Annotated in this window: 11 protein-coding genes; 2 read left to right on the top strand and 9 right to left on the bottom strand. The window is 52.3% G+C overall.

Annotated elements, in window-relative coordinates:
- Positions 1 to 62 precede the first annotated feature (62 nt).
- The 4 genes from GE278_08005 to GE278_07990 form a co-directional block, all read right to left on the bottom strand.
- Positions 63 to 1,274, bottom strand: a complete 1,212-nt coding sequence (locus tag GE278_08005; GenBank protein QLK60710.1) for a cellulase family glycosylhydrolase — start codon at positions 1,272 to 1,274, stop codon at positions 63 to 65.
- A 5-nt stretch (positions 1,275 to 1,279) separates the two neighbouring features.
- On the bottom strand, positions 1,280 to 2,131 hold the full coding sequence (locus tag GE278_08000; protein ID QLK60709.1) for an ABC transporter permease subunit: 852 nt from the start codon (positions 2,129 to 2,131) through the stop codon (positions 1,280 to 1,282).
- Between the two features lie 14 nt (positions 2,132 to 2,145).
- Positions 2,146 to 3,453, bottom strand: a complete 1,308-nt coding sequence (locus tag GE278_07995) for an ABC transporter permease subunit (GenBank protein ID QLK60708.1) — start codon at positions 3,451 to 3,453, stop codon at positions 2,146 to 2,148.
- Between the two features lie 82 nt (positions 3,454 to 3,535).
- On the bottom strand, positions 3,536 to 4,762 hold the full coding sequence (locus tag GE278_07990) for an extracellular solute-binding protein (GenBank protein QLK60707.1): 1,227 nt from the start codon (positions 4,760 to 4,762) through the stop codon (positions 3,536 to 3,538).
- Positions 4,763 to 5,038: 276 nt separating this feature from the next.
- Here GE278_07990 and ugpC point away from each other — a divergent pair, with 276 nt between their 5' ends.
- The gene (gene ugpC, locus GE278_07985) at positions 5,039 to 6,142 is read left to right on the top strand and encodes a sn-glycerol-3-phosphate ABC transporter ATP-binding protein UgpC (protein QLK60706.1); all 1,104 of its coding nucleotides are present in this window, start codon (positions 5,039 to 5,041) and stop codon (positions 6,140 to 6,142) included.
- 80 nt (positions 6,143 to 6,222) lie between these two features.
- Here ugpC and GE278_07980 read toward each other — a convergent pair whose 3' ends face one another.
- Positions 6,223 to 6,555, bottom strand: coding sequence for a DUF496 family protein (locus GE278_07980; protein ID QLK60705.1), 333 nt, complete (start codon positions 6,553 to 6,555; stop codon positions 6,223 to 6,225).
- 169 nt (positions 6,556 to 6,724) lie between these two features.
- On the bottom strand, positions 6,725 to 7,822 hold the full coding sequence (locus GE278_07975) for an FUSC family protein (GenBank protein QLK60704.1): 1,098 nt from the start codon (positions 7,820 to 7,822) through the stop codon (positions 6,725 to 6,727).
- Between the two features lie 226 nt (positions 7,823 to 8,048).
- Here GE278_07975 and sbcB point away from each other — a divergent pair, with 226 nt between their 5' ends.
- On the top strand, positions 8,049 to 9,476 hold the full coding sequence (sbcB, locus tag GE278_07970; GenBank protein QLK60703.1) for an exodeoxyribonuclease I: 1,428 nt from the start codon (positions 8,049 to 8,051) through the stop codon (positions 9,474 to 9,476).
- A 468-nt stretch (positions 9,477 to 9,944) separates the two neighbouring features.
- Here the strand turns inward: sbcB and GE278_07965 are convergent, their stop codons facing one another.
- The 3 genes from GE278_07965 to GE278_07955 form a co-directional block, all read right to left on the bottom strand.
- Positions 9,945 to 11,321: an amino acid permease gene (locus tag GE278_07965; protein ID QLK60702.1), complete on the bottom strand. Its 1,377-nt coding sequence runs from the start codon at positions 11,319 to 11,321 to the stop codon at positions 9,945 to 9,947.
- Positions 11,311 to 11,523, bottom strand: a complete 213-nt coding sequence (locus tag GE278_07960) for a hypothetical protein (GenBank protein QLK63238.1) — start codon at positions 11,521 to 11,523, stop codon at positions 11,311 to 11,313. The genes GE278_07965 and GE278_07960 overlap by 11 nt, the downstream gene beginning before the upstream one ends.
- Positions 11,524 to 11,784: 261 nt before the next feature.
- A complete protein-coding gene (locus GE278_07955; GenBank protein QLK63237.1) occupies positions 11,785 to 13,209 on the bottom strand; it encodes a glutamine synthetase in 1,425 nt (474 codons plus the stop codon).
- Positions 13,210 to 13,211: the final 2 nt, after the last annotated feature.

Genomic DNA, 13,211 nt, shown 5'->3' with positions numbered 1-13,211 from the left:
ATCCTTTAAATCCGTAAGAAATAGACAGTGCTCCCCGGCCAAGGCGACCGGGGAAAAGAGAATCAGTTGAAAACTTTGATGGAAGGTAAAACCTGACCTTCACAGCTGAACAGCGCCTGGTTTTCGCGGGCGTTGCCCTCTTTCCAGTGGTCGTTGATGTAGGTCATTCCGGCCGATGTCGCCCAGCCCGCGCCGTTCACCGGGATCCAGGTGGGTTCCCAGTAGAACAAGCCTTTGCCACGGTTCCCCGGCACGGCTACCAGACTTTTGATCATGTCGCTGAGGAAATCGGCCTGCCCCTGTACGGTGCCCGGATAACCGCCGTCTTTGGCTTCTTTCTCGTTGAAGCTGTTCTCGGCGGCATCGCAGTTTTTAGTGCTGTAGCCATACGCTACTTCGACAACGATCACGTCTTTGTTGTAGCGTTTACTGATGTCGTCCATGTTAGTTTGCAGCGCGGAAATCGGGCCGTTCCAGTAGGTGTAAAACGACAGGCCAATAACGTCGTAAGGCACGTTGCGTTGATTAATCTCATCGAACCACCAGCGGAAGGTATCGTTCTTAGTGCCTTCGGCCAGATGCAGCATAATTTTAATTTTCGACGGGTCTTTCTCATCCGCCCGCACGCCGGAAATTGCCGCATTCAGCAGTCCGGCCAGACGGTCAAACTCGCCGCCGCCCTCACCCCAGCTTTTGCCCTCAGGCCACAAGATCCCTCCGTTCATTTCATTGCCGACCTGCACCATATCAGGCACCACGCCCTGCTGGCGGAACTGCGCTATCACATCACGGCTGTAATCGTGAATGGCGGTTTTCAGCTGCGGATAATCCATCTTCGCCCAGCTTTTTGGCCTGAACTGTTTGCCCGGATCGGTCCAGAAGTCGCTGTAATGGAAGTCGAGCAGGATTTTGAAGCCCTGCGCTTTGGCACGCTTCGCCAGTTCCAGCGTGGTCGCCAGGTCGTTATTGCCGCCGCCGTAGGGCTTGCCCGCTGCATCTTTCGGATCGACCCACAAACGCAGGCGCACGTAGTTAAAACCGTTCTGTTTGAGGATCACTATCGCATCCTGCTGCTTGTGGTTCTCATCAAAGAACTTGCCGCCGTGCTTTTCCACATCAATCAGTGTGGAAATGTCCGCGCCTTTGATGAAATCTGCCGGAACGTTGGCGACCTTTTTTATGCTGACGTTTTCCGCCACGCAGGAAAATGACATCGCCAGTAACAGGCAGGCAACCGTACTTTTGTTGAAAATCTTTTTATTCAGGAAAGTCATGATGATCATCCTTTAGTACTGCCAGCGGTCAGGCCGGAGACGAAGTATTTTTGTAAGGCGAGATAGAAAATGGCAACGGGAACCGCGATCAGCACCGCACCGGCGGCGTACATTGTGTAGTTCGCCCCCATTTTCTGCGCGACCAGGTTGTACAAGCCGATCGGCAGCGTGTATTTATCCGGTGTGCGCAAAATGGTGCTGGAGAGAATGAAATCCCCCAGCGGCCCGGTGAAAGAGAACAGTGCAATCACCGCCAGAATGGGCTTCGACAGCGGCATGATGATTTCGATAAAGATGCGGAAATTGCCCGCACCATCCATTCGCGCCGATTCATCCAGATCTTTCGGGATGGCGTCCAGATAGCCTTTCATCAGATACGTATTCATCGGGATCATGCCGCCGACGTATATCAGCACCAGTGCCAGATGGCTGTTAATCAGCCCCAGCAACTGCGCCAGTACAAAGATGGCAATCAGCGCCGAAAACTGCGGGATCATTTGCAATAACAGGAACAGCATCAGCCCGTCTTTTCGGCCTTTAAAGCGAAAGCGCGAGAAGGAATAGGCGGTGAAACTGACACAAATCAGCGTCAGTACCATGGTCAGGAAACTGATTTTCATTGAGTTCCAGTACCAGCCGACATAGTTCACGTCGCCGTTAAACAGGTCTTTGTAATGCTGGAACGACACGTTTTCCGGAATAATCGACGTACTGAGCAGGCTGTTACCGGCATTCAGCGACGCGCCGACGGTCCAGATCAGCGGATAAATAATAATGACCGCCACGATCAGCAACAAAAAATAGCTCAGCGACAGGCGGATAAACTTACTTCTTTTAATACTGCTGTTCTTACTCATCAACCGACTCCCGCTTACGCCATATCATCTTGTTTAAATGAATTGGTTGAACGGAATTGCCACAATGCAATACCGACAACAAATATTGACAGCAAAATCGTAATAGTCGCGGCAATGGCATATTGCGATGAAGACATGGTGAGTTTATATATCCATGACACCAGAATATCCGTTCCGCCCGCATTCGATCCGGCCACTGCCGGGCCACCGTTATTAAACAGGTAGATAATATTGAAGTTATTAAAGTTGAAGGTGTATTGCGTAATAATAATCGGCGCAATCGAATACAGTACCAGCGGCAGCGTAATGGTTTTTAATTTCTTCCAGGTACTTGCGCCGTCCATCGTCGCCGCTTCATATAAATCATTCGGGATCGCCTGCAACACGCCGGTGGTCATCGCGAAGACAAACGGGAAGCCCAGCCAGGTCTGCATCATGATAAGCGCAGTTTTGGTCCAGAACGGATCAGTCATCCACGCTTTCGGCTCAATCCCCAGCGCTGCCAGAATGCCGTTGTTGATAACGCCGAAGGAATCATTAAACATCCCGGCGAACACCAGAATGGTCACGAAGCCAGGCACCGCCCACGGCAAAATCAGGATGGTGCGGATCAGCGCCTTGAAGCGTAAATCTTTCTGATTCACCAGAATCGCCAGCATCACGCCAACGGTGCACTGCAGCGTGGTTGCCAGTACGGTCCAGACCACCGTCCACTGTAAAACGTCCAGCAGCGTTGAGCGCCAGATATTGAGCGTGAAGATATTAATAAAGTTTTTGAACCCCACCCAGTCAACTAATTTCGCCGGTGGCGTGTGGTATAGATTGTAATTAGTGAAGGCGATGGAGAAGCCGAAAATAATCGGAAATACCACCACAAACACCAGCAAAATAAAACCTGGCGTGATCATCAGATAAGGAAACCCTTCGCGCAGCAATAAATGATATTGCTTTCTGACGCCGGGTAATTCCATACCCAGATCACGTCGCTTGCCGTTTACCCAGGCATCGCGCAGGCTCCAATAATAAAAGGCGACGCCAAAGGCAGCGATCAGGACGCTGATAATCCCTTTAGCTAAAAGAAAGATGGAATTATCGCGTGGAACTTCTTCGCCCAGCGTATATAACCCCCACAAGCCCTGTTGCAGAAAATCATAAAACACACCGGCGAAGCAAAACAGAATGATAAAAAAGATGACTCCCTTGGCCCATTGTCGGTTATAGAACTGACCAAAACCGGGGATCAGCGCCACCGTCAGTGCCACCGGCGCATGATGGCTGACGGAATCGGGCACGTGGTTTTCCTCGTCAAGACGCATAGACACAAAGATATTCCTTTTACTGGTGAGGGAGTGAAATCACTCCCTCCTTTCAGACGTACAGGTTAGTTAGCGAGTTTGTAGCGAATTACTCGTTGCTGGCTTTCGCCGCTTCGATTTGCATCTGAATGTTCTTCACGGCGTCATTGAGCGCAGCCTGTACCGGCTGCTTGCCGGTTACACCGAGCTGAATGCCGTTATTAGCGGGTCCCCAGACTTCCTGCATTTCCGGTACGCCCGGCATGGCCGTTGCGTGGGTAGACTGCAATGCCACGGCGTTGGCTTTTTCATCGTTCTTAATCATCGGATCATTGACCAGCGCAGTCAGTGCCGGGATTTCCTTGGTCACTTCGTAGCGCACTTTGGCGTACTCAGGCTGGTTGATGAAGGTGATGAATTTCTCCGCCAGCGGTTTCTGTTTGCTGTAGGTCGATACCGCATACCCTTTTACGCCGAGGAATGAGCTCATCGGTTTGCCATTCGGCAGCAGAGGTAACGGCTTCACGCCGTAGTTAATGCCTGCCGCTTCATAAGGCTGGAACGCCCACGGGCCGGTGATCACCGCGGCTGCTTTCTTCTCGGTAAACAGAGAATCGATAGCATTCAGGCCGTTATCGCCAGTAATTCCTGCCGGGAATAAACCGTCGGCATAGAATTTTTTCAGGTAGGTGACGGCTTCAACACTACCCGGTTTATTCAGGCCGATGTCTTCGACATTCAATTCGCCTTTGGCGTCTTTGCCGAAGATGTAGCCCCCCATGGAGGAAATTGCGCCGTAGGCGTAATACACCTCATCGAACTTGGCCAGCAGGCCATATTTGCCTTTCGCCCTCTCCTCTTTAGAGAAGGCGTAATATTCATCAAGGGTATCCGGTGCTTTTGGCAGCAGGTCTTTGTTGTAAATCAGCACCAGGGTTTCGACCGCTTTTGGCACGCCGTAGGTTTGCCCTTTCTGCTGGAATGCGTTGATGGCCGACGGCGTAAAGCTGTCGGTAAAGGCTTTGTCGAGCGTTAGCGGAGCCAGTAATCCTTGAACCACGGCGGTGCCCAGCTGGTCATTCGGAATAACTACCACATCAGGACCAATTCCCGCCGGGCCATCCAGACGCAATTTTTCGGTTTGTTGCGCGTAAGGCGTTTCTTGCACCACCACTTTAACGTTGTTCTCTTTTTCAAAGGCTTTAACGGCGTCGGCAATACCTGAAGATTTCTTAATATCTTCCCAGACGAGTAACTGCCCCTCGGCTGCCCGGACGGCCTGGCTGCTAAGGCTTAAAGACATCAGTACCAAGGCAGTAAGGTGTGTGATTTTCATTGTTGCTCCTGGATGTGAAGGTATAACATTTTATGTGTGTGACCTGACGACCCCCAATCAACACCCATGCTAAAAACCCTTTTAAAACCTGCAAGCACGGTGATCAATGTCGTTTCTCAATTCGTGTTATACGTTAAACTTTGAATATCAAAATCACTACCAAAAGATGTGTATTGTGTGATCTCCTCTCCAAAATTCGAACCGCCCTGTGCAAACGTTTACACAAGGTGGTTATAGTCCGAAATATCAGCGGTATGAATCTTTAAGAGGTCAAACATGTCCAGCATCAGACTTAAAAATGTGGTGAAGCGTTTCGATAAAACTGTGACGCTGCATAACATCAATATTGATATTGAAGACGGTGAATTCACGGTGTTCGTCGGGCCTTCCGGCTGCGGAAAATCCACATTGCTGCGCATGATTGCCGGGTTGGAAGAGATTACTGAAGGTGATGTGTATATCGGTGAGCAGCGCGTAAACGACGTTGATCCTTCACGCCGGGGTGTGGCGATGGTGTTTCAATCTTATGCGCTCTATCCGCACATGACGATTGCCGAGAACATGGGTTACGGATTGAAAGTGAACGGCGTGCCGAAAGAGGAAATCCGCCATCAGGTGGAGATGGTCGCCAAAACCTTACAGCTTTCCCATCTGTTGGACAGAAAGCCGAAACAACTTTCCGGTGGCCAGCGCCAGCGAACGGCCATTGGTCGCGCGATAGTCCGCAATCCGCAGGTCTTTATGTTCGATGAACCCCTTTCAAACCTTGATGCCGAACTGCGCGTGGACATGCGTCTGCACATTTCGAAACTGCATCAGGAACTGAAAACCACCATGGTGTATGTCACTCATGATCAGACCGAAGCGATGACGCTGGCGGACAAAATTGTGGTGATGAATTATGGCAAAGTGGAACAGATGGGTGCGCCGATGGATCTCTATTACAACCCGGTGAATAAATTCGTCGCCGGTTTCATTGGTTCGCCGAAGATGAATTTCCTGCCTGCGGAGGTGGTAAGCTGGCAGCCTGAGCAGCTGGAAGTACGTCTGACACCGGAGAAAACCCTGACGCTGGCTCTGCGCACCAGCGAACTGGCCACCGGTGATACCATTACACTTGGCATCCGCCCGGAGCATTTGTTGTCCAAAGAGACGGAGAATCAGCTGGAGTTTAACTGCGAAGTGGTCGAGCGACTGGGCAACAGCACCTACCTGTTCGGCCAATGCTATGGGACTGACGGTTTCAAAATGCTGCTGCCGGGTGACATGGCGTTCAATCCTTACCAGAGTCTGACCACGTGGTTCGACGCCCAACGTTGCATGGTGTTCAACGACGCAGGTTTGCGCATCAGCGCCGCCAGTTTGTCTCATCTGCACTGACCTTCTCATCTACCCTTTCAAAATTTGGGCGTAAAAAAACCGGGCATAAACCCGGTTTTTACTTTTTGGCGGCAACGAAATTACTTGGTTTCGTTGGCTTTGATTTCGCCCATCGCTTTCAGTTTTTTGGACATCTCACGACGTTCTTTAGACAGGTCTGCATTGCGAATGATGTAGTCATCAACGCGATCTTCATAGTCGCCGCGCATGCTGGCAATGATCGCCTGAATTTCGTCGATGCTCATGCCCGGTTTGATGTAATCGCTCAGGTTGTCGAGCAGCAGAACGCGCTTCTGGTTGTCGCGGATTTTCTTTTCGTTGTCAGCAATTTCACGTTGTAATTTATTTTTACGACGGAAAATACGCACGAACTCCAAAACGTTCTGGAAGCTAGGCTTATTGATATTGTCCATTTTAACACCTTCGATTAAGTTACACAGATTCAGTGACTGACTTGTCGCAACCGCTTTGCCTACAAAGAATAACAACTTAGCAAAAAGCGTAGCAAAATTCGTGCTGCGCGCTCAGATAATCGTCCAATAGCCCCATCTTACCCGTTTTAGGCCGCAGACAAAAATCCCTTCACGCTTTCGGCGTTTTAACGCTGCTTATTTGAGCTTCTTCTTTCTGCATCACCATGGTGATCAGGTCACCCATAGACCTCAGTTGCTCCGCGACCTGTGCGCTCAGCCAGACATAGCCATACACCTGTGCTTCCAGGTGGTTGGCCGCATTCATTTCAGTCATCAGCGCTTTCAGCTCTTCCGCCGATTCATTCAGCTCGTTGGAGATTTTCAGTTCATCGCCACGCGTACCGTTGAGCAGCATCAGGCTCAATTTTTCCAGCGTATCAAGCATCAGCAGCTGTGCGCTGCGCAACGTGCGGGCATTGAGCATCAGAAAATGGCTTTCGCGGGAACTCCAGTAGGCATCAGCCAGCAGCTCCAGCGTGCATAATAAATTACGGCTGAGTGTCTGGATGGCGTCGAACGCCTCACGCGGAACCCGGGTTTCTTTACTCGATGGCGCAAACAGGGAACGCATCTTGACCATCTGGCTCATGGCATTTTTCAGCTTACGATCCAAATGCGGGCGTTCCAGCAGGTTTGGCGACAGCCACGCGCTGTATATTTTATTCAGAGACATCAGATAATCGGCCATCTGCATCCGCCAGTGAATAAAGGCGCGCTGCGGATAAATACTGGCAAACAGTAGCGCGAGCAGAGATCCGAAAATCACATCGCCGGAACGCCACAGCGCCATTTCCATATCCCCCGGTCCAGCCCCGCATACCACCGCCAGGGTAATACCGATCAGCAGCGCCATATAAGGCCGTTTGCCAAGGGTCAGATACCCGCTGACAAACATCACCACTGCGCACCAGACCAGCATCACCGGCAGAGAATAGAGTTCAAGCCACAGGGCAATCAACCCCGACGCAGCCCCCAGCACCGTGCCGGTCACGCGTTCCATCACCCGCTGAACCACATTGCCCCAAAACGAAATCGGCCCCATCACCACCACCAGCGTGATCAGCGGCCATGTGCCTTCAGGAATATTGGTCAGGCGCACAATAAGGAACGTCAGGATAAACGCCAGCGCGATACGCAACGCATGGGTGATCCGGTAGTTGCGGTAGATGACGGTATCCAGCGGAGAAATTTTCTTGTCGAGACGCACGTTTAGCCAGCCGTAGGCGAGAGTTCAGAGATGGCGTTAGTTTAGCTGAGTTAGTAAGGCGGATCACCCCGGTTTGGTCAGGGTTTTGGGGGATGGTTACGGAAAATCTCTGCGTTTTTCGCGCTCTCTTCCAGAGGCGATGATTTTGTCATGACATCACGGCGACGGATGGTATCCTATCTGAAGTTTCATCCCCCATTCCCGCAGTGATAAGGTTATCTTCGTAATGTCAGACAAGCCGCAAAAAACCTTTTATTTTCACGACTACGAAACCTTCGGTAAGAATCCGGCGTTAGATCGTCCGGCGCAGTTTGCCGGAGTCAGAACTGACGAAGATTTCAATATCATCGAAGAGCCATTAGTGATTTATTGCCGCCCTTCTGACGATTATCTGCCTGAGCCGGAAGCGGTGATGATTACCGGCATTACGCCGCAAATCGCGCTCGAACGTGGCCTGAACGAGGCGGAGTTTACCGCACAAATTCATCAGGCTTTCAGCGTGCCGGGTACCTGTATCGTGGGGTACAACAACATCCGTTTCGACGATGAAGTCAGCCGCAATATTTTGTATCGCAACTTCTACGACCCTTATGCCTACAGCTGGCAAAACGGCAATTCCCGCTGGGATTTGCTCGACGTGATGCGCGCCTGCTACGCGCTGCGTCCGGAAGGCATCAACTGGCCGGAAAATGACGAGGGTTTCCCGAGTTTCCGCCTTGAGCATCTGACCAAAGCCAACGGTATCGAACACGAAAATGCCCATGACGCGATGGCCGACGTTTATGCCACCATCGCCATGGCGAAGCTGGTGAAACAGGCGCAACCAAGGCTGTTCAGCTTCCTGCTGGAACATCGCAGTAAGCACAAACTCAACACATTGATCGACATCCCTTCGATGGCACCGCTGGTGCACGTTTCCGGTATGTTTGGTGCCGCGCGCGGCAACACCGCGTGGGTCGCTCCGCTGGCGTGGCATCCCGAGAACAAAAATGCCGTGATCATGTGTGATCTGGCCGGTGATATGTCCACGCTGCTGGACCTTGATCCTGACCAGATGCGCGAGCGCCTTTACAGCCGCCGCGACTCGCTCGAGCCCGGCCAGTCTCCGCTGCCGATCAAGCTGGTACACATCAATAAATGTCCGGTGCTGGCCCCGGCCAAAACGCTGCTGCCGGAAAACGCCGAGCGTTTAGGGATTGATCGCAAGCGTTGTCTGGAGAACCTGCAACTGCTGCGTCAGAATCCGCAGGTGCGCGATAAGGTGGTGACAATGTTCGCCGAAGCCGAGCCCTTTGTCGCATCCGATGACGTTGACGCCCGCCTTTACGACGGTTTTTTCAGCGACGCCGATCGCGCTGCGATGCGTATTCTTCTCGAAACTCGTCCCGAGAATCTCCCGGCGCTGGATCTGACATTTAATGATTCACGTATCGAACCCCTGCTGTTCCGTTTCAGAGCGAGAAATTATCCTGAGACCCTGACAGACGCCGAACAAAAACGATGGATGGCGCACCGGCAGACGAAACTCACTGACGAGCGTTTCCAGAATTATGCGTTAGAGCTTGAGGCGCTCTATAACTTGCATGAGGGGGATTCTGAGAAGATAGCGCTTCTCAAGGCGCTGTTTGAATATGGGAAACGGTTAGCTTCGTAGAGTGCAGAAGCCGCTCCGTTCGGCAGGATTTTTTGATCGCGCCATCTCAGCATTTTTGAAAACAAATGTTGATTGAGCACAGTATTAGGTTTTTGAAATGATCCGAGCGGGTGAAGTTGTGACCCAGGAGCCTGTGGCCGCGTTCAAAAATCACGCCGGAGGGAGAGGTGGAAAACCGCGCGGCTTTTTGCGCGGGTTGTAACCCGACCGGAGGGCACCGCGCAGCGGCGGGATTTTGCGGCAATAGCAGAAGCCGCTGAAACATAGCCGGGATGCATGGCACGTGTTTGAAAAAGCGAGGAGAGTGCAGAGAGGAAAAGCATTTTCCTCTCTGCTCGGTTTCGGCGCACCGCGTTAAGTGATCACTGCAATTAAGAAACCGAAATAATCTGGGTCAGATTTAAAAAGCCGCCATTGCAGCGGCCTCCTGCAAAAGAAAGTTTCCGGCCCTTTCCAAAGGGCCATCCCTTACGCCTCGGGCGCGATTTCCCCGCTCATCTGCGGTGGCTGCTTCCTGAAAGCATTGGTAATAAACGCCAGATACCCTAATCCAATTGCGCCCCACACCAGACCCAGCGTCATTGAGCTGGACTCCAGATTCAGCCACAGAGCACCGACGGTCAGCGCACCAATCACCGGCAGAATCAGATAATGGAAGTGATCCTTAAAGGTACGGTTACGCTTCTCACGGATGTAGAACTGCGAAATCACCGACAGGTTCACGAAGGTGAAGGCCACCAGCGCACCGAAGTTAATCAGCGCCGTTGCGGTCACCAGATCGAACGTTATCGCAGACATCGCCACAACCCCAACCAGCACCACGTTGAACGTCGGGGTGCGCCATTTCGGATGCACATAACCGAAGACTTTCTCGGGGAAGACGCCGTCGCGGCCCATCACATAAAGCAAGCGTGAAACACCTGCGTGAGCGGCCATACCAGACGCCAGAACGGTCACGCAGCTGAAGCACAGAATGACAGACTGAAAGAACTTACCGGCCACGTACAACATGATTTCAGGCTGGGAAGCGTCCGGATCCTTGAAGCGCGAAATGTCCGGGAAGTACAGCTGCAGGAAGTAAGACACCACAACAAAAATGATGCCACCAATCAGCGCCGTGAGGAAAATCGCTTTCGGGATAACTTTACCCGCGTTTGGCGTTTCTTCGGACAACGAGCTGATACCGTCGAAGCCGAGGAACGAGAAGCACAGGATAGTCGCACCGGTAATCATCGGCACCACATGCGCGTTTTCACTGAAGAACGGCTTAGTGGTCGCCAGCGTTCCCATGCCTTCGCCCATGTACACGCCATGCACCAGCAGCCCGAGGAAGACCACCATGATCGCAACCTGAACGACCACGATAATGCTGTTCAGGTTCGCTACAACTTTAATGCCGCGCAGGTTGAACGCCGTCATCAGCGCAACCAGCGCGGTGACGAAGATCCATGACGGAACGCCCGGGAAGATGGCTTCCAGGTAAATTTTTGCCAGCAGGATGTTGATCATCGGCATGAACAGGTAGTCCAGCAATGAGGACCAGCCCACCATAAAGCCGACGTGCGGACTGATCGCCTTCTGCGCGTAAGTATAAGCGGAACCGGCGGACGGGAAACGACGCACCAGTTTGCCGTAACTCACGGCGGTAAACAGAACGGCAATCAGCGCAAAGATGTACGCCGTCGCGACGTGACCATCGGTCAGGCCGGAAACGATACCGAAAGTATCGAAAATGGTCATCGGTTGCAGATAGGCAAGACCCATCATCACAACCTGAACCAGCGTCAGGGTTTTACGCAGTTGTGCACGCTGAGGTGCCGGAGAGGCAGAAACATTAGCAGACATGGCTCAGCCCTCCCTGGATTGCAGACACCGGGCGTTTAAACGCCTCTGAACGCAACGTACAGGGAAAACTTCGTGAGTTATTACCAGTAAACGGGGGATTGATCTTCACATCGCTGAACACGGAGGTGAAGGCTGAGCGAAGGTGGCCGCAGCTGAAAGAAGCACCGGCGGGCACCGGTACAGGTTTGAAGTATTGCCCCATTTTACATTTCCTCATAGTGGCGACCGTTTTGAATTTGGGATCGCACACGAACCTTGTTATCTATCCGGATCTGGGTCCGGCCTCTGTTGAATTAGTTTGGGTACTGCACATGCAAAAAAAATAACCGGCGCCTTTAAGCGTCGGTTATCTGCAGTGCGGCGTATTTTGCACAAATCACGCATGAATGACAACAATCAGTGGCGTTCAGTTACAATTTCTTTTCCAGCTTTGAACATCATGCGCATGTTCATTAACCGTTAACTAGGCGTTACGCAGCATCCAGTCAATTTCTGTCTCTGTTACGCGGCGTTCAAACTGCAATAACTCATCTGACTTACAGGCGTGATAAACCTGCGAGAAGCGCTCGCCGAGGTATTTTTTCAGCGCCGGTTGTTCATCAAAGTCATATAAAGCATCACTCTGGCGAATAGGCAACGGAATACCCTCCTGTTCCAGACCGTTCCCCGTCACCGGTTCCGGCAGCGGTAAATCGTTGTCCAGCCCGTACAGCATCCCCGCCAGCACGGTGGCGACGACTAAATACGGATTGGCATCAGCACCGGCCACGCGGTATTCAACACGGTGATCGGCCACGCCACCGCACGGCACACGCAGCGCAACGGTGCGGTTGTTATGCCCCCACGAGGCCTGCGTCGGCACGTACATGCCCGGCTGGAATCGGCGGAACGCATTAACGTTCGGCGCTAATACGGCCATAGAAGCAGGCATCAGGGCAATCATCCCCGCCAGTGACCGTTTCATTAATTCGGAGTCTTCGCCATTGGCGTTGGCAAACAGGTTTTTGCCATTATCGTCGAGTACACTCAGGTGGATGTGCATCCCGCTGCCCGCATACTCGTCATAAGGTTTCGCCATAAAGGTGGCGTCCATTTCGTGATTTTCCGCCACCAGACGTACCAGACGTTTGAGCATCAGAGCGTAATCGCAGGCGCGCAGAATATTTTCGCTGTGCTGCAAATTGATTTCGAACTGTCCCGGAGAGGACTCCGCCACTGCGCCAGAAGCCGGTAAGCCCTGAATGTGCGCCAGACGGTCGATGTCACTTAGCACATCAGCAAAGTGATCGAGATTATCCACGGAATAGACCTGCGTATGCATGCTGCGCTCTTGTGTGCCAGGCGTACACGGCGGCTGGATATAGCCTTCGGCATCGCGCTGCCTGTCGAGCAGATAGAACTCCAGCTCTACCGCTACCACCGGGAACAGGCCCCGCTGGCGCAATGTTTGCCAGATATGATTCAGCACATTGCGGGGTTCAACGTTAAAGGGAGTACCATCTTCGTCAAGCATGGTCAGCAGAAGCTGCCCGGTATGTTCAGGGTCAGAGGCTGAAGGCGTCAGGGTACCGGGAACGGGAATACAGTTGCGGTCGGGTTCGCCAAGCTCCTGCCCGAGGCCCGCTTCTTCGACGACATTACCGAGAATGTCCATGGCGAAGACCGAAGCCGGGAAGTAACAGCCTTTTTCAAGTTTACGTAAAGAGGAGACGGGAACGCGTTTGCCGCGGAAGGAACCATTGAGATCGGTGAGCAGGACGTCGACGTGAAGGGTAAGTGGGTGACGCTCCAGGTATTGAGACACTTCATCCTGGAACGCGCTACTTCGCTCTTCAATGTGCTTAGCAAGAGGTTCATTCTCGCTAATCTCTTTCTTAATTTCATTCATCA

Source organism: Enterobacteriaceae bacterium Kacie_13 (assembly GCA_013457415.1).
Taxonomy (GTDB): domain Bacteria; phylum Pseudomonadota; class Gammaproteobacteria; order Enterobacterales; family Enterobacteriaceae; genus Rahnella.
This window is presented reverse-complemented; position numbering and strand designations above follow the sequence as displayed.